This is a genomic window from Patescibacteria group bacterium (genome assembly GCA_026415775.1).
Lineage (GTDB): Bacteria > Patescibacteriota > Minisyncoccia > UBA6257 > JAAZHW01 > SKW32.
Window position 1 is genome coordinate 238,036 of sequence record JAOAGL010000001.1, and the last position, 21,402, is coordinate 259,437.

Genomic DNA, 21,402 nt, shown 5'->3' on the forward strand with positions numbered 1-21,402 from the left:
TAAAATAACAGTAATATTTTATGCTGAAATTTTTTAATAATCTGACGCACAAACTGCAAATATTTAAACCTTTAAAAGATAAAAAGGTTGGTTTGTATACTTGCGGTCCAACAGTTTATTCTTATGCCCATATTGGTAATTTACGCACTTATATTTTCGAGGATGTATTAAAACGCGTTTTGAGATATAACAATTATAAAGTTAAACACGTGATGAATATTACTGATGTTGGACATTTAACTTCGCAGGCTGATAGCGGCGAGGATAAAATCGAATTAGCAGCAAAAAAAGAAGGACAAAATGCTTGGCAGATAGCCAAATTTTATACCGAAGCTTTTAAAAAAGATATTCAAGCGCTTAACATTTTAGAACCAGATATTTGGGTGAAAGCAACTGATACCATCAAAGATCAAATAAAATTAATTCAGATTTTGGAGAAGAAAGGTTATATTTATCGCATTACCGATGGAATTTATTTTGATACTTCAAAACTAAAAAATTATGGCCGTTTATGGCCGAAAAAACTAAAAAAGAAAATCAAAGAAATTGATTTAGAAAAATATGCACGCATTGAAAAAATTGAAGGAAAGAAAAATTTAACTGATTTTGCTTTATGGAAATTTACGCCACTTGGCGTTAAAAGACAAATGGAGTGGGATTCGCCATGGGGCAGGGGTTTTCCTGGTTGGCATACGGAGTGTGTGGTGATGGCTTCGAAATTTTTGGGCATTCCTTTTGATATTCATTGCGGCGGGATAGACCATATTCTAATTCATCATACAAATGAAATTGCTCAAGCCGAGGCGGCTTATGGTAAAATTTTGGCTAATTATTGGCTGCATGGCGAGTTTTTAATTTTAGATAAAGGAAAAATGTCAAAATCCGAAGGCAATTTTATTACTTTGAATGATTTAATAGCTAAAAATTTTAATCCTTTGGCTTATCGATATTTTTGTTTTACAACTCATTATCGGCAAAAATTAACTTTTTCATGGGAAGGATTAGCTGCTGCCCAAGCTGCTCTTAATCGGTTGTATGAAAAAGTTAAAGAGTTTAAAAAACAAGTGTCAAAGACTCAATTAAATTTGGGACAAAAAGCTAAAAAGTATCAGAAAAAATTTAATTATTTTATTAGTGAGGATTTAAAAATTCCTCAAGCATTGGCTTTGATGTGGCAGATGATAAAAGATAAAAATATCAGTGCTTCTGAAAAATATTATTTACTTTTGGATTTTGATAAAGTTTTGGGTTTAAAATTAGCAGAATTAAAAGAAGAAAAAATTCCTTCTAAAATTTTGAAATTGGTTAATGAACGAGAGATGTACCGCCAGCAAAAAAATTATCAAAAAGCTGATGAATTAAGAGAAAAAATTAAAAACCTCGGCTATTTAATTGAGGATACCCCTTCGGGCCCGGTGGTGCGGAAAAGATAGGAGTTGTTGACAAAATAGAAATTTTAATTTATTTTAAATTTAGTCGATTAATTTTTTGCAAACATGCAAAAAGTTATACTACCGAAAGTAATTACTAAAAATAAAAGCAAAATTATTAGAGAAAGTGGTTGTTGTTTTCGAAGTTGTGGTGGGGTACCTTGTGTTTCAATTTATAATAATTCGGAAAATTTTAAAAAGTTAAAATTAACAAAAAGAATAAAGAAAATTAAATAAAGGTTCTTTAAAAAATAAAAAAATGGAGGTGAAATATGCATATCAATATAAAAGATATTTGGAAAAGTTACGGGAATAAAAATGTTCTTAGGGGTATATCTTTTTCTCTAGCGCCCGGCGAAAAGGTAGCGTTAGTCGGGCATAATGGCGTTGGCAAAAGCACGCTTCTTAAAATTATTGCCGGTTTAGAGGCATTTGATAAAGGAGAGGTGTTTTTGCCGCGTAATGCGTGTATTGGATATTTGCCGCAGGAATTTGTTTTTCGAGAAGATGAAACTGTGAAGAATTGTTTTTGGCGTATAGTCGGAATTGCCGAATTAAAATTTCATATGGAAGAATTATTAAATAATCTAGATGACGAGGAAAAAATAAAAACGTTTACTGAGCTTCAAGAAAAATATCAAAAGTTGGGGGGAGAAAATTTTGATTATAAGATTAAAATTATTCTGGCTGGATTGGGATTGGCAAAAATAGAATTACATCAAAAATTAAAAGAATTGAGCGCTGGTGAAAAAACAAAAATTATTTTGGGAGCTATTTTGCTTAAAGGAGCAGATCTTTTATTATTGGATGAGCCAACTAATAATTTAGATATTCCAGCTTTAATTTGGTTAGAAGAATTTTTAAAAGCGACATCAGCTACTTGTTTGGTAGTTTCTCATGATAAAAAATTTTTAGATAATATTACTTCGCGAGTTTTAGAAATTGATTGGGAAACTAGAAAAGTAAACATATTTCGAGGGAAATATTCTGAATATTTGGATTTTAAGATAAAACAACTAAATCGATTAAAAGAAGAGTTCCGCCGTCAACAAGAAAAAATCAATAGTTTAAAAAAAGTTGCTGAAAAAAATAAAGATTGGGCTCGAAAAGGTAATTATCAATTGCCACCGGACAATGATAAATATTGTCGAGGAATGCGAAGAGATAGATCTGCTAAATTAGGAAGAAAAGCTGCGGTAATACAAAAGAAATTAGAAAGAATAAAAAAAATTGATTTACCAATTGAACGAGAACCACTAACTATTGATTTAAATGCGCAGTTAATTGCTTCAAAACCAAAAATTATTTTAAAAGAGGTAATGGTTGGCTACAAAGATAGTTTTCAATTGAGACCGATTAATTTAGAAATTGCATATGGAGATAGGATAGGAATTCTTGGTTTAAATGGGGTAGGTAAATCCACTTTATTAAAAGTGCTTAGTGGAAGAATGTTGCCTTTAAAAGGAGAAATAAAAATAGGGGAATCATTGATTATTGGAGATTTAATTCAAGAGGAAAATAATTTACCGCTTGATAAGACCTGTTTGGATTTTATTGAAGAAAAGACTGGTTGGCAAAAAGAAAAGGCTATCAATTTAATTCATAAATTTAATTTTTCTTTTGATGAAGCAACCCAAACGATTAAAACTTTAAGTTCTGGTCAGCGTACTCGCTTATTGTTGGCATATTTTTCTGCAATCTCTGCGAACGTATTAATTTTGGACGAACCAACTAATCATTTAGACCTTGAAGCTATAGAAGCATTAAAAGAAGTTTTAAAAACGTACAAAGGAACACTCATTGTAGTTTCGCATGATAGGGATTTTATAGAACAAATTAAATTGACAAACTTCTATGTTATAGAAGACGGAAAGTTAAAACAATTGTCGAGTTACAGCGATTATCTTGCTAAAAGTGTTTTAATTGCTAAAAGAATTATTCGCCAATTAAATTTAGAGCGTCGTTATTAAAAAGAAAAAACGACGCTCTATTTTTAATTGTAGTTTTATTATGAAACAGAAAATACAACAATTAGTAAAAATTAGAAGAGAAAAGCGCTATTTTCTTGCTTATTTTATAGAATATAGAAAAATTTTATTGGTTAATGAAATTGGAGCAAGGATATTGGAATTATTTTTTAATGAAAATAAATCTATTTTAGAAATTGCTGAATTTTTTATGAGGGGAGGAAAAAAATATAAAAAATCAGATATAAAAAATAATATTAGAAAATTTTTAAAAAAAGTTGCAAAAGAATTAGATAAAAGAGATTCGGGTGAATGGCCAATAATAGAAGGAGATTTTTTAGAAACCCCCATAGGAGTAGAACTTCAAATAAATACAACTTGTAATTTAAGATGTAAACATTGTTTTCAAAGTAATTATAGTCGCATAATGCCATTTTCTCGCATAAAAAATATTCTATCGCTTTTATATAAAAATAATATATTTGAAATTAATTTAGTAGGCGGCGAACCATTTTTACATCCTAATATTTTCGAGATAATAGAAATGTGTTGTAAAAAATACAATTTTGCTGTAAATGTGATCACCAATGGTACATTATTAACAAGCAAAATTATTAATTTACTTTCTAAACATAGAGACAAAATAGCATTATTAATAAGCCTCGAAGGAGTGAAGGATACAAACGATTTAATTAGAGGAAGAGGAACATTTAAAAAAGTTGAGAGGACAATAAAAAAATTAAAGAAAAAAAGGATATATTTTGAATTCTCTTTTACTTTGAACGCATTGAATATTAAATACTGGAAACAATTTTTGTTATACGCTCATAAATTAAAAGCCCCTTGCAATTTTAATTTATTCAAACCATTTTCCAATAAGCAGAAATATTTAGTTATTCACCCATTTGATTATTTCGAATTTATTAATGAGTTATTTATTTTTAAAAAAATAAAAAAAATAGAAACCGGTATTACAGATGCTGCTATATGGTCGTATGTGAATAAATTAATGCCACGCAATCAATGCAAAGCAACTTTAACAGGTTTAAATATTAATGCAAAAGGAGAAATGGTTCCTTGTGCTTTTTTTGATGAAGTTGGTTATTATAAAAACTTGCCAACGATAGATAAAAATTTTTTAAAAAATTGGAAATATAATTATTGGTTTAAGGATTTCAGAAAATATAATTTAAGAGAATGTCAATTTTGTTCTTATATTTTTAATAAATCTCGCGCTGCTTTTAATCCGTATGGTTTAAGCGCTTTTAAAAAATGGCAAAGAATTCGTCAATAAAAAAGAAATTTTTTTGATATTTAGCCATTTTAATTTAATAGATAAATATTACAAATTTTTACTTTGTTTTCACTATAATTTTTATCGATTGATTTTTTGTTTCTTAATGTAAACAGTGTACATTGGAAAAATTGCCGAACTAGATATTTAATAAATAAAATGACGCACATTATTAATTCATGATTTTTTGAAAAATGCTCCACTGATTCATAAATGCTTTCCAAATTATTAATTAAGCGGTGCATTAATTGAAAATCAGAAACTTTTTGCATTAAATAATCGTATGACACTCGGTTTTCAATAATGGTTTCATTAATAATGTTTGCAGTTGAAAAAGGGTTTTGAGGAATGCGGGTCGGTAGTTTATATTTTTTAGCGCTTTCTTATATATGTTTTTTATTATTTTATTAATTATTATCTTTATTTTGTTCACGCATATTTATGCGGGTATTATTGCTGCTCCATTTGTATCCACACCTAAAAATTATATAAGAAAAGCATTAGAAATATGCCAACTTAAAGAGGGAGAAAAGATTTATGATTTGGGTTCAGGTGATGGTCGTGTTTTAATTATAGCAGCCAAGGAATTTAATGCCGAGGCTTTGGGTTTTGAGCTTTCTTATTTTTTATATCTTATTTCAAAAATTAATATTTTTTTGCGTGGTCTTTCAAAAAAAGCCAAGGTGAAATGGTCTAATTTTTATGAAGAAGATTTAAGTCTGGCAGATGTGATATTTTGCTGGTTAACACCAAAAGCTTTCCCCAAATTGGTCAATAAATTTAATCAAGAATTAAAGATTGGAACCCGCGTTATTACTTATTCTTCGCCTCTTGGTTTTTGGCAGCCAGAAAGAGAGGTTGAACTTCAGAGCGAAGGAATAAAATTTTTTGGAAAAACTTTAATCAAGCCAGCCAAAGTCAAAATATTTTTTTATTGTAAAAAATAGACAGCATTTTATTTAAAAAATCTACATTTTTACAGATTTACTTCTTCAAAATTCAAAGAACCTTTATTTTTGAGAATTTTTTAATTAAAAACTCATTTATTAGGAAATCTTGACACAATTCAAAAAATATCCTAAATTAAAATCAGAACTTTAAAAATATATGTCTTGGATTCTGCGGGAAATCCGCGGAAAATCTCAACCAAGACAGAAAAAGGGGAGGTGTGAGGTGAAAAAGATTTTATTTTTTATTTTTGTTTTAATTTTTCTGGTAATGGTGGTTGTTCCCACTGAAGCCCAGCAGCAGAAAAAAAGGGATAGGTGGGAGTTAGAACTGAGCTACGGGCAGTTTTGGGTAGTGAAACACGATCTGCCATCTAATCTTATATTTGTGAGAGAAAAAAATCCAGATTTTCAGCTGGCCCTGAGGTTGAGGATTTGGCGAGGGTGGTATGTAGGGATACTTGCGGGAATGAAAAAAGAAACTCAAAATGAATACTTTACAGATGAGATTTATACCAACTATTGGTGGCTAGAAGATAGGTTCGGAAACTTTCTGGCTAAGAATTATATAGAAAGAGACATCAGTGTTTTTAAAACAGCTCCTTATATTGGGGCAGAAACAAAATTAAATCTACTCACAATTAAATTTTCAAAATCCATAGGGTTAACTCCCTATGGGAGGGCAGGGATAAAGAGGTGGTTTGCACAAACTGAAGGATTTTTTCACACAAAGGACTACATTCTTTACGATCTAGATAAAAGTACAAGTACTCCTTACATGATTTATAATTATACTGCTACTCCTGTAGGAGTAGGAAGATACCATGGAAAGGTAACAATTTGGTTGGCCAACCCCGACGGTACGAAAGGCCCTGTAGTATATGAGGATGAGTGGCAGAATTATATGTCAAATATGAGGGCGGGTGGTATCTTTTTTTATGGTGGAGGAATGTCTTTGCGGATAGGAAAAGTTGGGTTAAATGCAGAATGGATTTTTGAAAGGCGGAAGGATAATATTTTTGATGGAGAGAATAAAAAGTTTATTGGAAGTAGAAAATTCCAACACGCCATGTGGCGGGTTGGGCTGGGATATAGATTTTAAAATATATATAGAGAGGCTTTTATGCCTCTCTTTTTTATCCACAAAAAAGGTTGATTGTATTTAAATTTGGAGTGAGTTATAATTATAGTGAAAGGGGCGTTTATTTAAAATAAACTTTTATGAATCACATATTATCAAAATACAAGCTTTTCTTATTAATCGGTCTATCTATTTTTCTTCAATTATTAGTCACCTATAACTTTACAAACATTAGCCAAGCAGCAATATCAAGGGGTTGCGCAACCTATGATGAATGTACGACAAGGCAGGATTGTGAAGCAATCGGTGGAGTGTGGATTGTTACTGGGCCAGGTGGTATGGTTCAACCTGGTGTAATTATTGAAGAAGAGGGTTATTGTGTGCCACCAGGCGGAACTTCTCCCACACCAACATCAACAAAAACTCCAACACCAACAGCAACTCCTACTTCCACTTTAACGCCAACCCCAACTTCAACTACAACTCAGACTCCGACGCCAACTTCCACTCCCACCCCCACTCCAACTCCAACAGGATGCGGAAGTTATACGACCATGGGGGATTGTGAGGCGGATGAAAATTGCGAATGGGTATTTTTATATGCAGATCCAAACGGATTAGAAGGTTATTGTAAAGATGCGGAACCGCCTCCGCCGGGATGTCTGCCAAGTTCTTTAACTTATTCTAATTATAATGCCAATTTTACTTATCGCAGTGAATGTTACAATGTTATTAATCAAATTGGGAGCTCCAATATAATTAAAAGTTTTACTACCTCTCCAGAGTTTTTGAATTTTTATTCTTCTGGCTTGCCTGCTTTTAAAACAGGTGATTGTCCAGGTTCAAGCTTAAAAACTCAAGTTTGTTTTTATCCTGACCCAGATAATTCTGCTTTTCGGCCAGCTTGGTTTTTTAAAAAAGCTTCTTCTTATACTTTTCAGAATAGTTGTGTGAATTGTACGATGGGAGGTGTAATGTCTGATAAAAATATAAGCGTGTATAATACTTCTTTATACAATGTACCTTGTGGCCCTTCTTATTCTACAGCCCCAGCCATTTCTTTAACTGCGACTGAAAATACTGCTTCGGCACAATACAGACATTCGGTAAGCATCAATAAAGGCAAATGGGAAGGATATTCTATTAATGATGCGAAAAAGACTTTGATTTATGATTTTTCAATAGATAAAACCAAAATTTCTCTTGGCGATTCAGTGACTTTACATTGGAAAATAATAAATGGACCGGGTTATAGTTCAACTGGTGGTGGTTCAACTGGTGGAGGTGGATCCTTTCCTCCTGGCGAACCTCGTACACGACAAGAAGACCCTAATGCGCCGCCACCGGGTTGGGATGGAGGCGGAGGATTCCTTTATCCATTGAAACAATTCAGTTTGGAGACGGTTAAAAATACTATTGCTCAATTATTTGGTATTTCTAAAAAAGCCGAAGCTTTAGAAAATTATCCTACCGAAGCAGAATGTTTGGCTCATGGTTGTGATTGGGTTTATGGCGCTTATAATCCGTGGGATCCTAATGCCCCAGCAGGTTGTATTTGTCCTTTAAATACTCAAATTGTGGTTCCGTCGCCTTCTACTCCTCCTTTGATTGCTTTGTTTATCGGCAATGCCACTTGTCAAAAAACTCCCCAGGAATCAGTTAATTGTCCTTTTCAGCCAAATCAAATTTATCCCTTAGTTACTTCTGTAAGCAATATTGAACCGACTAATTCTTTTTCGGTTAAAAATATCTTTCAAAAACTTTTTGGTTTAATTTCTCCAACTCAAGCGCAAACTGTTAGCGTCTTTGAAAAAACTTATGAAGGAACCCTAACTCTTTATCCTCAATCGCCAACCAATTTTTATTTGATTACTTATGGAATTATTGGGGAGGGTCCGGGATATATTTTATCCGAGCCAGTTCAAGTTGATATTGCCACTTATAATCCTTGGGTTGATTTGAAAGTTCAGAAATCACCAGGTCATGAATTTGTTGATGGTCCGGTCTGGATTAATAGTGGCGATGATGTTGTTCTCAAATGGAGTTCTAACGATGTTGATAGTTGTACAGCCAGCGCTAGCCCAACCAACAATCAATGGAAAGGAAACGTTTTATTACAAAACGAGGGATTGACTATCTCTGATATTGTTACCTCAACTACCTTTATGATTTCATGCCATGGTTTGAATGGTTCAACAGTAAATGATTCAATAACGGTGACAATTGGGAAAACCGCATGGGTTAATTTAAGCGCTGATATAAATGGTTCTTTGAATGATGGACCCGTGACTATTACTCAAGGGAAAAATTTAACTTTAACTTGGACTTCTGCTAACGTCACGAGTTGTTCTGCGAGCAGCGCACCTTTAAATTCTAGTTGGAATGGAAATGTGGCTACATCTGGTACTAAATTAATTACAAATCTTCAAGAATCAACAGATTTTATAATCACTTGCGACAAAGGAGCTTCGGACCATGTGATGGTCAATGTGGTTCCACAGACAGCAACGGTTAACATAGTGGTGAGATTAAATGGAGAGGCGCTTAATAATGCTGCTGTAAATTATGTATTAACCGGTCCAACAACCATTCAAGGAAGTAAATCAGGAGCTTTCAACATTGCTATTTCTTCTGCTTTGGGCGATTCCTATACCTTAACTTATCTTTCTGGTGGTCCAGAAGGTGCTAGTTTTGTTGGTTCAGAATCTCAATCTAGAATCATAAAACCGGGCGATGAGGTAACGTTCTATTTTGATTTTTCAACGCAAGATTTGTGTCATATTGATGTTTCGGCCTTGTATAACGGACAGCCATGGAGTGGTAAATTATCCTACCTCTTAATAGGCCCGACTATTTTGACAGGTAATACAGTGCCTTATACATTCCCTGCTGTACCGCCGGGTGTTTACTATATCTCTTATATTAGTGGTGGACCCGATAATTTTTTGGGTGTGGAATTAAAAAATGCTTTAACTTGCCCAGCGAAAGGTTCAATTACTTTTGGTTTGAAATTCGGAACTTCGCCGACGCCAACGCCGATTATACCGCCAGCTGAAATAGGCGATAACCCACCAACGGCCAAAATCGGCTGCGTGGCTGATGATATGATTAATTGTAGCGGTACCATTGATGGTGATTCTAATACTCCAACTATTACTTTGTACAATGCTTCCATTGATCCAGACGGAGATATAAAAACTTGTCAATGGGCAGTAGCAGAAAATCCGTCCTTAAACAAAACCAGTTGTTCGCCGTTAATAATTGGTGATACGATTGGCAATTATAGTGTAACGTTGACGGTTATTGATTCCAAAGGACATTCTAGTCAGACATCAATTGTTGCCAAAGTGAAAGATGTGACGGAGTTAACGCCAAAATTTGTTTGGGATCCTTATGTTCCGATTGTTAACAAGGAAACAAGATTTTTTGACAGGTCATTAACGCCGAAGGGCACATCATTGAAGACATGGAATTGGAGTTTTGAAGGGGCAAATATTGCTACTTCAACAGAGCCCAATCCAACCGTTATCTTTACAAGCATTGGTCCGAAAAAGGTTACTTTAACTGTTAAAAATTCAGCTAACGAAACAAAAACAATTACTCAAACAATCGATGTCCGAGCGGCAGCGCCAGAGTGGAAAGAGGTAATTCCTAGATAAAAAATTCATTAAATTATGTCTAATTATCAGGAAGAAATTGCTAAAATTCTTCGTTGTTCTCCTAATGTCATTTTTGATTTGGAGGGTAGAATGAATGATTGTGCAGGTAAAAGTGGTATTTTGGAAGAGCTATGGAGAGAAAATAATCAAATAATAGAGAATAGGATTAAACGATTAGGCATCAATAATTTAAGCGCGGAAAAGATTTTTACATCGTTGATTAACAAAATTTCTAAAGCTGATAAAATTTTTGTTCAGCGATTGGGAAATATATCATTAACACAGGTTGCTGATTGTCAGCGAGTTTTAGATTTTCTTTATACGCATCTCCCGCCGCTGAAGGGATTTTTTATTAAAAAAGAAAAAGCGAAGGAGTTACTAATAAAAGAACCACCCCAAAAAATTTTATCCTATTTGGGCTATAACGATGTTAAAGAGATGATAGACAAAGAGGATTTAGATGAAATTTTTGCTGCATTGCGTTTTGTTGAGGACAACCAGTGGCTTAATCAAGTGTTTTTTAAACAATATGAGGATTTAAAATCCGAGGATTTTGAGAGTAGAGAAGTAAAATTAAAAGCTTTGTCTATTAAATGGAAGGGAGCGGCAGAAAAATTTGTAATTAAAAAATATCATAATATCAGTCATCTTAAAGAATTTGGTGTAGTTTTTGTTATCCCAGTGGTCTTGAATATTCCAGGCGAAGTTTTGCGAATGATTTCTTTGATTTTACACTATTATTACGAAGTAAAATTTTATTCTGATATTTTTCGTCAATATAGTAAAGATAATGATTTTGCGCAAAAGTTAATAACAATTTTGAAGGGGGATTTGGGCGGGCAACTGGATAGAAGGGCAAAATGTCAGTGGTTAATTATTCAGCAATATTTGGCAAAAGACAATGAAAATGACCCACGACTTTTTGTTCCGCATGTTAATCCTGAAGCCGTTCATTGGTATAAAGCCGAAAATGATATGGCAAAATTTGGACAATGGCTTGAGGGCATTGAGGAGGATTTTAGTTTTTGGGAAGGGATTAGTTGGGTTGGGAAATATTTTTTAAATCAGGAAGGAAAAGAAGAATTGGTAAGTTTTGATTTGATTGATAACACCATGTCGTTAGTTAAAGAAAAAGAAAGAATAAAGTATTTGTATCATCAGCAGGAGGCATTGTGGAACGAAATTTTTGCCCGTTATTTTAGTCACGAAGAATTAGAGAAAAAAATTAAAGAAAATTTAATTAAAGGCACCATTGATTTATGAATAATATTTTTAAAAATTTTTATCAGCCGATGACGTGCAAACAAGCACTAAAAACATTTTTGGCTTATATTGCGCTTTTATTAGCCCAGTTTTTGATTGAATATTGTTTTATGATTTTGGCTATTTTTTATTCGCCGAGGTTAAGTTATTGGTTTGCGAGTAAATTTAATCTAAAAATATTTTTATTTTTTAGCGGCATAATTAGTTTGCTATTAGTTTTTGAAGCATTAAAAGAGGGAAGAAGAGAAAGATAAAATTATTTTATTGACGAAAACGATTTTTTTTGTTAAAATGCTACCACTATGCAATTAAAAGCAATACTTCGAAACGTCAAAAAAAGCCCAAAATATTATTTAAAAAACGGTTTTGTGCCGGCTGTTTTATATGGTAAGGGAATTGAAAATGTTCACTTGGCCGTTCCCAAGGGAGAATTTGAAGATGTATTTAATGAAGCTGGGGAAACAGATATTGTTGATTTAATTATTGAAGATGACAAGAAAAAGCATCCAGTCTTAATTTATGATGTTCAATATCATTATATTAATCATCAGCCCATTCATATAGATTTTTATCAGATTCGTCGCGATCAAAAAATTAAGACGCATATCCCAGTTGAATATATTGGTGAGTCGCCAGCCGTAAAGAATTTTGGCGGTATTTTGGTTAAAAATGTAAATGAAATTGAAGTAGAGGCATTGCCCCAAGATTTACCGCATAATATTCCAGTGGATGTTTCTAAGTTAGAAACTATTGATTCCAAAATTTTAATAAAAGACTTGATGGTTTCGGAAAAGGTAAAAATATTAGCTGCGCCAGATACAGTAGTGGCGGCAGTGGTGGCGCCAAAAGAAGAAGAAGTTGTGGCCGCGCCTTCAATAACAGAAATTAAGATTGAAACCGAAGAGAAAAAAGCAGAACGTGTTCAAGCAGAAAAGCAATCTGATGAAAAATCAGAATAAATTTAATGAGTAAAAACCTAGACAAACCAAAAATCGTAGTCGATGTTTTGACCAAGGGGAAAAATTCTGTTTTTGATAAATTACCTGATCCCTTAGGAAGATCATTTTCTCGGCTTTACCGTTTACCCAAAATTATTCGGCATTTTTTTATTGCTGGATTAATTATTTTAGTTTTTTCCATTAATACCATTCCAACTCTAATAGCTCCAATCGCTTTATCTTACGAGGATATTAGTGAAAGACAAGCATTAGAAAAACAACTTCAGGAGCTTGAAGCGCAAATTGATGAATATCAAGGAAACATTGCTGTTCTTCAAAAACAAGCAAATAGTTTAAGTCAAACAATTAAACTATTGGACGCTCAAATTAATAAATTAAACCTTCAAATTAAAGCCACTAATTTGCAGTTGCAAAAATTAGATAGTGAAATCGGCACCATCAAAGTTAATGTTACAAAAACACAGAAAGATATTGATGAGACTCAAGATATGCTCGTATATGCTTTAAAAAGAATTTATGAAGAAGGCCAGAAAACTTTATTGGTAGTTTTTTTGAGTGAAAACACTTTATCCGATGCCTTCACGGCTGTCAATGATTTAACCAGTTTACAAACTCAGATTAAAAACAATCTGGAACAACTGGTAAATTTAAAAACGGCGCTAGTGGAACAAAAAGAGAATTTAACTAATGAAAGAGAGGAGGTTTTAAGATTAAAATCATTACAAGAAGTGCAAAAAAGACAATTAGAAGCAACTAAAAAAGAGAAAGATGATTTGATGAGGATAACCAAAGGCCAAGAAAGCAGATATCAGGAATTGTTGAAAAAAACTCAACAAACCGCTTCACAAATCAGAAGCAGGATTTTTAGTTTGTTAGGCGGAGGTGAATTAAGTTTTGAAGATGCTTATAAATTAGCAAAATTTGCTGGCGATCAAACGAGGGTGCGACCAGCTCTGCTTTTAGCCGTTTTGGATAGAGAATCAGCTTTTGGTAGAAATGTTGGACGTTGCAATTGGAAAACAGCAATGCACCCAACAAGAGATCAACCAATTTTTCTTCAAATTGTTCAGGAATTGGGCATTAGTCCTGATAGTGTTTATGTTTCGTGCGCTAATTCTGATGGTGCTTATGGAGGAGCAATGGGACCAGCGCAATTCATTCCTTCCACTTGGTGGCAATACAAAAATAGAATAGCAGCGATAACAGGAAATAATCCACCGTCTCCATGGAGAAATGTAGACGCATTTGTGGCGATGGCCTTGCTTCTTAAAGATTTAGGAGCAGACAAACAAACTTATGCTGCGGAACGAGAAGCCGCTGCTCGTTATTATGCTGGTAGTCGTTGGAGAAGTTTTCTTTACAGTTATGGTCAATGGGTAGTGGAAAAAGCCCAAAAATATGAGGCAGATATTCGTAATTCTAATTTGGGAATTTTTAAACTAGATAAAGAATTAGCAATGATAAGAAATTAAAAAAGCTCGTTGAAGAGCTTTTTAATTATTTTTTTCCTGATAAATTTTGAAAATATTATCTAATTCACCATCCATAATTTTTTCCAAATTATGGAAATTTTTCTTATAGCGATGATCTGTCAAACGATCTTGCGGGAAATTATAAGTTTTGATTTTTTCAGAACGATCAGCACGGCCAATTTGTTGGCGTCTTTCTTCGGAAAGTTTTCCTTGGTCAGCCGTCCATTTAGCCTCATATAATTTTGTTTTCAACATCTCAATAGCTTTTTCTCTATTTTTGAATTGAGACCTTTCGCTTTGACAGGAAACAATTACTCCGCTTGGTTTATGTAGAATACGGACAGCGGTTTCAACTTTATTAACATTTTGTCCGCCTGGCCCTGATGATCGGAAAAAACTAATTTCTAAATCTTCTGGTTTAATATCAACTTTTACATCTTTTGGTTTATATAAAACTGCTACAGAGGCGGTAGAAGTATGAACGCGGCCGGATTTTTCTGTTTCGGGAATGCGTTGAACGCGATGAACACCAGCTTCGTTTTTAAATATTTCCACTCCTTCACCAGTAATTTCCAAAACCGCCTCCTTAATTCCTTTTAACGAACTATAACTGATATCCAAAAGAGTTGTTTGCCAGTTTTTTTTCTGGGCATATTTTTGATACATTCTTAATAATTCAGCAGCAAAAAGAGCGGCTTCTTCGCCGCCAACACCAGCTCTTATTTCTAAAATTATAGAATTAACCTCTTGAGACATAAAAAATTATTTTTCGGATTTTTCTTTTCGTTTGCTCTCTTTTTTTACTCTTTTGGTTTTTTTAACGCCTTTCCCTTCTTTTTCTAATATGGTTTTCTTTTCCAAGCGTTTCTTAAATTTATCAACGCGGCCGGCTGTATCAATAATTTTTTCTTTGCCAGTGTAAAAGGGGTGGCATTTTGAACAGATTTCTACTTCGATTTCTGGAACTGTGGCGCCGATTTCAAATGTATTTCCGCAAACACATTTGACTTTAGCATTAGGATAATATTTTGGATGAATTTCTTTTTTCATATATAGCTATTTTATAAGAAAAAAACAAAAAAGCAAGTGTTTTAATAATTCTAAAACTTGCATTTTCTAAAAATTTCAATAGAATGTTATTATTATGATTACGACCGTTCAAAATCATTTAAACCAACAAGATTTGGAAAAAGAAAGAATTTTGAAAGAAATGGCTGAGGCAAAAGTTTGTTTTGGGCACAGCGCTTCGCGTTTGCATCCGCGAATGAAACCATTTGTTGCGGGTGTAAAGAATACCCAAACAATTATTAATTTAGAAAAGACTTACGACTATTTGATTAAAGCCAGAGAACTTTTCAGTTCTTTAAAAAAAGAAGGAAAAACAATTTTATTTGTTAATACCAACCCAGCTACTAATGATATCACTGAGGCAGCGGCCACAAAGACTAGCAACCCGTTTATTACTAATCGTTGGATAGGAGGATTTTTAACAAATTTTCCTGTTATTTCCAAACGCATCGCTTATTTCAATGAATTGAAAAAAAAGAAAGAATCGGGAGAGTTGGAAAAGTACACTAAAAAGGAGCAGTTGAAATTTGAGGAAGAACTGGAAGAACTAGAAGAATTATTTGCGGGTGTAAAAAATTGTCAGAAATTGCCAGATGCGATTTTTGTTATTGACGCCAAAATTCATCAATACGCTGTTAAAGAGGCTCAACGCATTGGAATTCCAATTATTGCTTTGGTGAATACCGATAATGACCCAACGGGAATCGTTTGTCCGATTCCAGCTAGTGACCTTCATCGAAGCAGTGTGGAATATATCACAAATTTCATTATTAACGATTAAAATTTTATTGTTTATAATATAGAATAAAGTCGTTTTTTTGATAATAAAATTTCAATTATGGATTTAAAACAAGTAAAAGAATTACGTGATTTAACTGGCGCATCCATTATGGATTGTCGCAATGCTTTAGAAGAGGCGAAGGGGGATTTTAATAAAGCGCAGGAGATTTTAAAGAAAAAAGGTTTAGCTATTGCGGCAAAAAAAGAAAGTCGCGAAACAAAAGCCGGTTTAATTGAAGCCTACATCCACGCTAATGGTAAAATTGGTGTTTTAATTGATTTGCGTTGTGAAACTGATTTTGTGGCTAAAAATCCTTTATTTAAGGAATTAGCTCATGATTTAGCTTTACAAATTGCTGCTATGTCTCCGTTGTACGTTAGCGAGAGTGATATTCCGGAGGAATTATTAAACAAAGAGAAAGAATCCTATTTAGCAGAATTTAAAAACAGCAACAAACCAGAGAAAGTTATTAATCAAATTATTGAGGGAAAATTACAAAAGTGGTATCAGGAAATTTGTTTAATTCACCAGCCATTCATTAAAAATCAGGATCAAAAAGTAGAAGATGTGGTGAAGGAATATATCGCTAAAATAGGGGAAAACATTAAGATACATCGATTTGTCAGATTTGAAATCTAATATATGTTTGCCATTCTTTCACAATTATTATTTTTTTTAGGATTAGCAATAATCATTTTTTTGGTGGCGAGAAAAATACCAAAAATTACAGCGGGTTTGGATTCCGAAGAGGAGCAGCCATTAGAAGTCCAAATCGAAAATCATATTGGCAAAAGTTTTTTTAGAATTCCTTGGGATAAATTAGATGCTACTTTTGAGAAGCTGGTGGAAAAATTAATGAGACGCATTCATATTTTAATTTTGAAACTAGAAACATTGTTGCAGAAAAAATTAGAATCATTTAAAAATAAAAAGAAAGAAAAATCCTCGTTCATTCAACAAGTAAATGGGGAGGACTTAAAAAAAGAAGAATCGGAAGTTATTGATTTAAGCAATGTTGATTTAGACAATTTAGAAAATTTAACTAATAGCGAGAATAACGTTGTAAATTATAATGAATCGGAAAGCTTTGAAGTAGAGGAAGCAATAAATGAAGAAAAGATAGTTGAAGAAAATAATAAAAAAGTGTTAAATAGTAAAAGACGCAAAAAACAAAATTAGTTTTTTAAAAAACAAATCGAGTTGCGCCGATGTAGCTCAGCGGTAGAGCAACTGTTTTGTAAACAGTAGGTCGTCGGTTCGAATCCGACCATCGGCTCCGACGATCTAGATGGGCGGGTGGCAGAGTGGTCAATTGCAACGGTCTGTAAAACCGTCGCCCTAGTGGCTACGCAGGTTCGAATCCTGCCCCGCCCACTTAAAATACTTGCTCTTTGAATTGTTTCAATTAAAATAAGAGAAATTATTGCCAGAGTAGTTCAGTGGTAGAACGCATTCTTGGTAAGAATGAGGTCGAGGGTTCGATTCCCTCCTCTGGCTCTGGAAATTAAAAGTCGTCTAATATCTAGAATATGCCACAGGAAAATTTAATTAAACTTCAATGCTCGGTGTGTAAAAGGATTAATTATTACACCCGAAAAAATAAAAAAACTATTCAGAAAAAATTAGAAATAAAAAAATATTGTCCTTTTTGCGATAAAAGAACAGTACATAAAGAAGTGAAAAGATAAAAGACCTTGAAAAAGGTTTTTTGGGTCCGTCGGTTAATTGGCAAACCACTGGTCTCCAAAACCAGCACTGCAGGTTCGAGTCCTGCCGGACCCGCGGCGCTAAGAAAAAAACATATGCGTAAAAAAGATTTAATTTTGGGATTTTTGATAGGATTAATTATTTCTTTTTTAATTTGGCCAGTTTGGTTAAATTTACATATCTTGTTGAATTTCTGGTCTTATCGGTGGTTATTGATTATTATCTTGCCGATTTTAACTTTGGCAGTTGTTGTAGTCGCACATCTACTTAAAAAAATCACCAATCTTTTTTGGCAATTGGCGAAATATGGGTTGGTTGGCATTCTTAATACTTTGATTGACTTTGGCATTCTTAATTTTTTGAGTTATTTAACAAAAATTTATCAGGGCGGCTGGTTGGTGGTATTTAATTTCTTTGCTTTTTTTACTGCTAATATTAATAGTTATTTCTGGAATAAATATTGGACATTTGAATCTTCTGAAAAAGCAAAAACTCAAGAGTTTATCAAATTTTTCACTGTTAGTGTTGTCGGTTTTTTGCTTAATTCAGCCGTGCTTTTCGGGATAACTTCTATTCATCCACAGTTTAATTTAAGCGCAAGTCAGTGGGAAAATGTAGCTAAAGTTATCGGCACTTTTATTTATTTAGTTTGGAATTTTGTTGGTTATAAATTCTTTGTTTTTAAGAAATAATTTGATTTTTTGCTATTTTTGTTTAATATTGTAAATAATTATGAAATTTCTCTCGCGTTTAAGTTTGCAGATTTTATTGAATCTTTTAGGGTTGTGGCTGATTATCAAGATTGTGCCAGAAGTTTCATATACAGCGGATTTTAAAATTTTATTTTTAACCGCTATTGTTTTGGGGATTTTGAATTTTGTGTTAAGACCCATTTTAAAATTAATTCTTGCGCCGATTATTGCGTTAACTCTAGGACTTTTTACTTTGGTAATTAATGCCTTTCTTTTGTGGCTTGCCACTCAGTTGGTTGAGGGATTGGTTATACCAATTGGCTGGCCATTAATTTGGGGAACTATTATAATGTCGATAATTAATACAATTTTTCATCTTTTTGCTAAAAAATAATGAGTACAACTATTATAACCATTGCTCAAATTATTGTTTCCATTTTATTAATTGGCATCATTATTATCCAACAGCGTGGCACGGGATTGGGTGGTATTTTTGGTGGCGGTAGCACAGAATTTTATCAGCAACGCCGAGGGTTGGAAAAGAAAATTTTTTATTTTACTATTTTTTTGGCAGCGCTTTTCTTTGTGTTAAATTTGATGGCTTTGTTACGAGCTTAATTTATGAAATTTAAATATTTCTTCAAAAAAGAATTTTGGCAAAATTTTTGGCATTTGCTTTCAAAGACCGAACGCTTAATTTTTTGGGCAGCAGTATCAATAATCGGAATTTCTATTATTAGTTATAGCGTTTATTGGTATTTTACTTCAACCACGATTATTCCTAAAGAAGGAGGCACTTTAAGAGAAGGTTATGTTGGTCAGCCGACGAGTTTAAATCCGATTTTTGCCGCCAACGAAATTGATCAAAGTTTATGTGCATTGGTTTATAGTGGTTTGCTAAAAAGCGATGGAAAGGGTGGGGTAATGCCTGATTTGGCTGATTCATATGAAAAAAGCGAAGATGGTCGTCATTGGGTAGTGAGATTGCGCAAAGATATTTTTTGGCATGATGGCGTGCCATTTACGGCTGATGATGTTGTTTTTACAATTTCGGCTATTCAAAATTCAGAAACTAATAGCCCTTATCGTCTAGCTTGGCAAGGAGTGACCGTTACTAAAATCAGCGACTATACCTTAACTTTTGACTTAAAAAATTCTTATGCTTTTTTTGAAGAGAATTTGAAGCAAAAGATTATACCTAAACATATTTTTGGAGACATCCCATTGGCTAATATTAAAAGTTTATCCCAATACAATTTTGAACCCATTGGCACCGGTCCTTTTGTGTACCAAAAATTTGATGCTGATAAAAAGGGTTATATTAATTATTATGTTTTTGTTGCCAACTCGCGATATTATAATGGACGGCCTTATATCAATAACTATATCGTTAAATTCTATAAAAGTGAAAGCGAATTATTAAAAGCTTTTGAATATCATCAAATTGATTTAGTCAATAATATTTCCCCTAATAATTTAAGAAATATCAATCGTTCATACACTCTTTATACTTATACCCTTCCTCAATATTTTGCAGTTTTTTTTAATGGCAATATATCAAAAGTTTTAGCTGATAAAAATGTTCGTTATGCCCTAAATTATGCCACCAATCGTTCTGAAATTATCGAAAAAGTTTTTAATCAATTAGCTGATTCAACAGAAGGACCGCTTTTGGGATGGATGAAGGGGTATGAAGCTAATTTAAACTACGATTATTCAATAGACAGAGCCAAAGAAATTCTAATGTCTGGTGGTTGGAGTGATAATGATGGCGATGGTGTTTTGGAAAAAACTTTAAATAAAGGTGAAAACCCGACACCATTAAAATTTATTTTGACAGTTCCCTCGGCAAATTTTTTGATAGAAACAGCATCGTTGCTTAAAAAACAATGGCAACAAATTGGCGTTGAAGTTGAAATCCAAATTATTGATTCAAAAGAATTACAAGAGAATTATTTAATGACTCGTTTGTATGATGCGTTAATTTATGGAAATATCATTAATCAAGATCCCGATTTATTTCCATTTTGGCATTCATCTCAGAAGTTTTATCCAGGTTTGAACCTTGCTCTGTACGAAAATCAGGCGGTTGATAAAATTTTGGAAGAAATTAGAATGGGCAATAACCAAGAAGTTAAAAGTAAAAATTTAGCCAAAGTATACTCATTGATTTTGTCTGATGCTCCAGCGGTGTTTCTTTATAACCCAAAAATTTTATTAGTTACAACTCCCGCATTAAAAATAGAAAATTTAAAACGAGTTAATATTTCGGCTGAGCGCTATTTTAATGTTTATCAGTGGCATTTAAAAACGAAAAGAGTTTTAATCAAATCCCTTAATCAAAATTAAATATGAATCATAAAACAACCCAAGATTTAAAAGAAGTTTTATTTAGAAAGGATTTAAAAAGCAAAAAACAGATAGTTTATAGAGTAATAAGAAATAAAAAAAGAAAAGGTAATTTGCGGTATGATATAACCATTCTTTATCCAACAATGCTGGGTGAAGAATTTCCGAAAACCTATGGTCATTACCATAAATTTAATGAGCCTGAATTATACGAGATTTTAAACGGAGAAGCCATTTTTCTTTTTCAAAAACCCGAGGGGAATTCTTTAAAAATTAAAGAGGTCTATGCGGTTTTAGCTCAAAAGGGAGATAAGGTAGTTGCTCTACCTGGTTTTGGAATGGTAATGATTAATCCTTTGAATAAAAAACTGGAAGTGGGGAATTGGATAAAAGACGGAGTGGAAAATATTTATGATGATTACCGAAAAGCAAGGGGTGCGGTTTATTATTGTTTAAAAGGTGAAAAAAATTGTTTGCGTTTTATTCCTAACAAAAATTATAAAAAAGCACCAATATTAGAATTTTTATTGCCAAAAACATTGCCTCAAAAGCTGAAAAATTTAAAATTTCTCACTGATTATAAAAAATATAAAAAAGACCTAACGGTTAAAAATCTATATTTAAAAATTGAATAAAAATCGCCGCGGTGGCGGAATTTGGCAGACGCGCACGGTTCAGGGCCGTGTCCCATTTTGTGGGGTGTGGGTTCAAATCCCACCCGCGGCACCCGGTC

The 21,402-nt window shown here is 33.2% G+C and carries 21 protein-coding genes and 5 tRNA genes; 24 read left to right on the forward strand and 2 right to left on the reverse strand.

Annotated features, from left to right (window positions below; translation table 11 throughout):
* Positions 1-20: 20 nt before the first annotated feature.
* The 10 genes from cysS to N2692_01355 all read left to right on the forward strand — a co-directional run bounded on the left by cysS (position 21) and on the right by N2692_01355 (position 14,072).
* The gene (cysS, locus tag N2692_01310) at positions 21-1,433 is read left to right on the forward strand and encodes a cysteine--tRNA ligase (GenBank protein MCX8015925.1); all 1,413 of its coding nucleotides are present in this window, start codon (positions 21-23) and stop codon (positions 1,431-1,433) included.
* A gap of 269 nt (positions 1,434-1,702) precedes the next feature.
* Positions 1,703-3,400: an ATP-binding cassette domain-containing protein gene (locus tag N2692_01315; protein MCX8015926.1), complete on the forward strand. Its 1,698-nt coding sequence runs from the start codon at positions 1,703-1,705 to the stop codon at positions 3,398-3,400.
* 40 nt (positions 3,401-3,440) lie between these two features.
* A complete protein-coding gene (locus tag N2692_01320; GenBank protein ID MCX8015927.1) occupies positions 3,441-4,691 on the forward strand; it encodes a radical SAM protein in 1,251 nt (416 codons plus the stop codon).
* A gap of 389 nt (positions 4,692-5,080) precedes the next feature.
* Positions 5,081-5,638 carry a class I SAM-dependent methyltransferase gene (locus N2692_01325; protein MCX8015928.1) on the forward strand — a complete coding sequence of 186 codons (558 nt, stop codon included), beginning with the start codon at positions 5,081-5,083 and terminating at the stop codon, positions 5,636-5,638.
* Between the two features lie 160 nt (positions 5,639-5,798).
* A complete protein-coding gene (locus N2692_01330; GenBank protein MCX8015929.1) occupies positions 5,799-6,740 on the forward strand; it encodes a hypothetical protein in 942 nt (313 codons plus the stop codon).
* A 119-nt stretch (positions 6,741-6,859) separates the two neighbouring features.
* Entirely contained in the window at positions 6,860-10,378 is a 3,519-nt protein-coding gene (locus tag N2692_01335) for a hypothetical protein (protein MCX8015930.1), read from the forward strand.
* A 15-nt stretch (positions 10,379-10,393) separates the two neighbouring features.
* The gene (locus N2692_01340; GenBank protein ID MCX8015931.1) at positions 10,394-11,641 is read left to right on the forward strand and encodes a hypothetical protein; all 1,248 of its coding nucleotides are present in this window, start codon (positions 10,394-10,396) and stop codon (positions 11,639-11,641) included.
* Complete coding sequence (locus N2692_01345; protein MCX8015932.1) at positions 11,638-11,895, forward strand: hypothetical protein; 258 nt, start codon at positions 11,638-11,640, stop codon at positions 11,893-11,895. Before N2692_01340 ends, N2692_01345 begins: the two co-directional genes overlap by 4 nt.
* A 48-nt stretch (positions 11,896-11,943) precedes the next feature.
* Positions 11,944-12,600, forward strand: coding sequence for a 50S ribosomal protein L25 (locus tag N2692_01350; protein ID MCX8015933.1), 657 nt, complete (start codon positions 11,944-11,946; stop codon positions 12,598-12,600).
* Positions 12,601-12,605: 5 nt separating this feature from the next.
* Positions 12,606-14,072 (forward strand): lytic murein transglycosylase, encoded by a 1,467-nt coding sequence (locus N2692_01355; protein ID MCX8015934.1) that lies wholly within the window; start codon positions 12,606-12,608, stop codon positions 14,070-14,072.
* A gap of 21 nt (positions 14,073-14,093) precedes the next feature.
* Here the strand turns inward: N2692_01355 and N2692_01360 are convergent, their stop codons facing one another.
* Both N2692_01360 and rpmE read right to left on the reverse strand, forming a co-directional pair.
* Positions 14,094-14,828: a PCRF domain-containing protein gene (locus tag N2692_01360; GenBank protein ID MCX8015935.1), complete on the reverse strand. Its 735-nt coding sequence runs from the start codon at positions 14,826-14,828 to the stop codon at positions 14,094-14,096.
* A gap of 6 nt (positions 14,829-14,834) precedes the next feature.
* Positions 14,835-15,122, reverse strand: coding sequence for a 50S ribosomal protein L31 (rpmE, locus tag N2692_01365; GenBank protein MCX8015936.1), 288 nt, complete (start codon positions 15,120-15,122; stop codon positions 14,835-14,837).
* 94 nt (positions 15,123-15,216) lie between these two features.
* Between rpmE and rpsB the strand changes: the two genes are divergently transcribed.
* From rpsB to N2692_01435, 14 genes are all read left to right on the forward strand, one after another.
* Positions 15,217-15,921, forward strand: a complete 705-nt coding sequence (rpsB, locus tag N2692_01370) for a 30S ribosomal protein S2 (protein ID MCX8015937.1) — start codon at positions 15,217-15,219, stop codon at positions 15,919-15,921.
* A gap of 57 nt (positions 15,922-15,978) precedes the next feature.
* A complete protein-coding gene (locus tag N2692_01375; GenBank protein ID MCX8015938.1) occupies positions 15,979-16,560 on the forward strand; it encodes an elongation factor Ts in 582 nt (193 codons plus the stop codon).
* Between the two features lie 3 nt (positions 16,561-16,563).
* A complete protein-coding gene (locus tag N2692_01380; protein MCX8015939.1) occupies positions 16,564-17,100 on the forward strand; it encodes a hypothetical protein in 537 nt (178 codons plus the stop codon).
* A 25-nt stretch (positions 17,101-17,125) separates the two neighbouring features.
* Positions 17,126-17,197: transfer RNA gene (locus N2692_01385), tRNA-Thr, on the forward strand.
* Between the two features lie 14 nt (positions 17,198-17,211).
* Positions 17,212-17,295, forward strand: a tRNA-Tyr gene (locus N2692_01390).
* A 51-nt stretch (positions 17,296-17,346) separates the two neighbouring features.
* A tRNA-Thr gene (locus N2692_01395) sits at positions 17,347-17,418 on the forward strand.
* Between the two features lie 32 nt (positions 17,419-17,450).
* The gene (gene rpmG / locus N2692_01400) at positions 17,451-17,609 is read left to right on the forward strand and encodes a 50S ribosomal protein L33 (protein MCX8015940.1); all 159 of its coding nucleotides are present in this window, start codon (positions 17,451-17,453) and stop codon (positions 17,607-17,609) included.
* A gap of 22 nt (positions 17,610-17,631) precedes the next feature.
* Positions 17,632-17,703, forward strand: a tRNA-Trp gene (locus N2692_01405).
* A gap of 20 nt (positions 17,704-17,723) precedes the next feature.
* Entirely contained in the window at positions 17,724-18,320 is a 597-nt protein-coding gene (locus N2692_01410; GenBank protein MCX8015941.1) for a GtrA family protein, read from the forward strand.
* A 40-nt stretch (positions 18,321-18,360) separates the two neighbouring features.
* Complete coding sequence (locus N2692_01415) at positions 18,361-18,714, forward strand: phage holin family protein (protein ID MCX8015942.1); 354 nt, start codon at positions 18,361-18,363, stop codon at positions 18,712-18,714.
* A complete protein-coding gene (secG, locus tag N2692_01420; protein MCX8015943.1) occupies positions 18,714-18,938 on the forward strand; it encodes a preprotein translocase subunit SecG in 225 nt (74 codons plus the stop codon). Before N2692_01415 ends, secG begins: the two co-directional genes overlap by 1 nt.
* Positions 18,939-18,941: 3 nt before the next feature.
* Positions 18,942-20,669: an ABC transporter substrate-binding protein gene (locus N2692_01425; protein ID MCX8015944.1), complete on the forward strand. Its 1,728-nt coding sequence runs from the start codon at positions 18,942-18,944 to the stop codon at positions 20,667-20,669.
* Positions 20,670-20,671: 2 nt separating this feature from the next.
* Positions 20,672-21,304 (forward strand): hypothetical protein, encoded by a 633-nt coding sequence (locus N2692_01430; GenBank protein MCX8015945.1) that lies wholly within the window; start codon positions 20,672-20,674, stop codon positions 21,302-21,304.
* A 5-nt stretch (positions 21,305-21,309) separates the two neighbouring features.
* A tRNA-Leu gene (locus N2692_01435) sits at positions 21,310-21,395 on the forward strand.
* The last annotated feature ends 7 nt before the right edge of the window (positions 21,396-21,402 follow it).

Excerpts from the sequence above, each read along its gene's own strand:
- cysS (MCX8015925.1), top strand. The coding sequence starts at position 21 with ATGCTGAAATTTTTTAATAATCTGACGCACAAACTGCAAATATTTAAA.
- N2692_01315 (MCX8015926.1), top strand. The coding sequence starts at position 1,703 with ATGCATATCAATATAAAAGATATTTGGAAAAGTTACGGGAATAAAAAT.
- N2692_01320 (MCX8015927.1), top strand. The coding sequence starts at position 3,441 with ATGAAACAGAAAATACAACAATTAGTAAAAATTAGAAGAGAAAAGCGC.
- N2692_01325 (MCX8015928.1), top strand. The coding sequence starts at position 5,081 with ATGTTTTTTATTATTTTATTAATTATTATCTTTATTTTGTTCACGCAT.
- N2692_01330 (MCX8015929.1), top strand. The coding sequence starts at position 5,799 with ATGTCTTGGATTCTGCGGGAAATCCGCGGAAAATCTCAACCAAGACAG.
- N2692_01335 (MCX8015930.1), top strand. The coding sequence starts at position 6,860 with ATGAATCACATATTATCAAAATACAAGCTTTTCTTATTAATCGGTCTA.
- N2692_01340 (MCX8015931.1), top strand. The coding sequence starts at position 10,394 with ATGTCTAATTATCAGGAAGAAATTGCTAAAATTCTTCGTTGTTCTCCT.
- N2692_01345 (MCX8015932.1), top strand. The coding sequence starts at position 11,638 with ATGAATAATATTTTTAAAAATTTTTATCAGCCGATGACGTGCAAACAA.
- N2692_01350 (MCX8015933.1), top strand. The coding sequence starts at position 11,944 with ATGCAATTAAAAGCAATACTTCGAAACGTCAAAAAAAGCCCAAAATAT.
- N2692_01355 (MCX8015934.1), top strand. The coding sequence starts at position 12,606 with ATGAGTAAAAACCTAGACAAACCAAAAATCGTAGTCGATGTTTTGACC.
- N2692_01360 (MCX8015935.1), bottom strand. The coding sequence starts at position 14,828 with ATGTCTCAAGAGGTTAATTCTATAATTTTAGAAATAAGAGCTGGTGTT.
- rpmE (MCX8015936.1), bottom strand. The coding sequence starts at position 15,122 with ATGAAAAAAGAAATTCATCCAAAATATTATCCTAATGCTAAAGTCAAA.
- rpsB (MCX8015937.1), top strand. The coding sequence starts at position 15,217 with ATGATTACGACCGTTCAAAATCATTTAAACCAACAAGATTTGGAAAAA.
- N2692_01375 (MCX8015938.1), top strand. The coding sequence starts at position 15,979 with ATGGATTTAAAACAAGTAAAAGAATTACGTGATTTAACTGGCGCATCC.
- N2692_01380 (MCX8015939.1), top strand. The coding sequence starts at position 16,564 with ATGTTTGCCATTCTTTCACAATTATTATTTTTTTTAGGATTAGCAATA.
- rpmG (MCX8015940.1), top strand. The coding sequence starts at position 17,451 with ATGCCACAGGAAAATTTAATTAAACTTCAATGCTCGGTGTGTAAAAGG.
- N2692_01410 (MCX8015941.1), top strand. The coding sequence starts at position 17,724 with ATGCGTAAAAAAGATTTAATTTTGGGATTTTTGATAGGATTAATTATT.
- N2692_01415 (MCX8015942.1), top strand. The coding sequence starts at position 18,361 with ATGAAATTTCTCTCGCGTTTAAGTTTGCAGATTTTATTGAATCTTTTA.
- secG (MCX8015943.1), top strand. The coding sequence starts at position 18,714 with ATGAGTACAACTATTATAACCATTGCTCAAATTATTGTTTCCATTTTA.
- N2692_01425 (MCX8015944.1), top strand. The coding sequence starts at position 18,942 with ATGAAATTTAAATATTTCTTCAAAAAAGAATTTTGGCAAAATTTTTGG.
- N2692_01430 (MCX8015945.1), top strand. The coding sequence starts at position 20,672 with ATGAATCATAAAACAACCCAAGATTTAAAAGAAGTTTTATTTAGAAAG.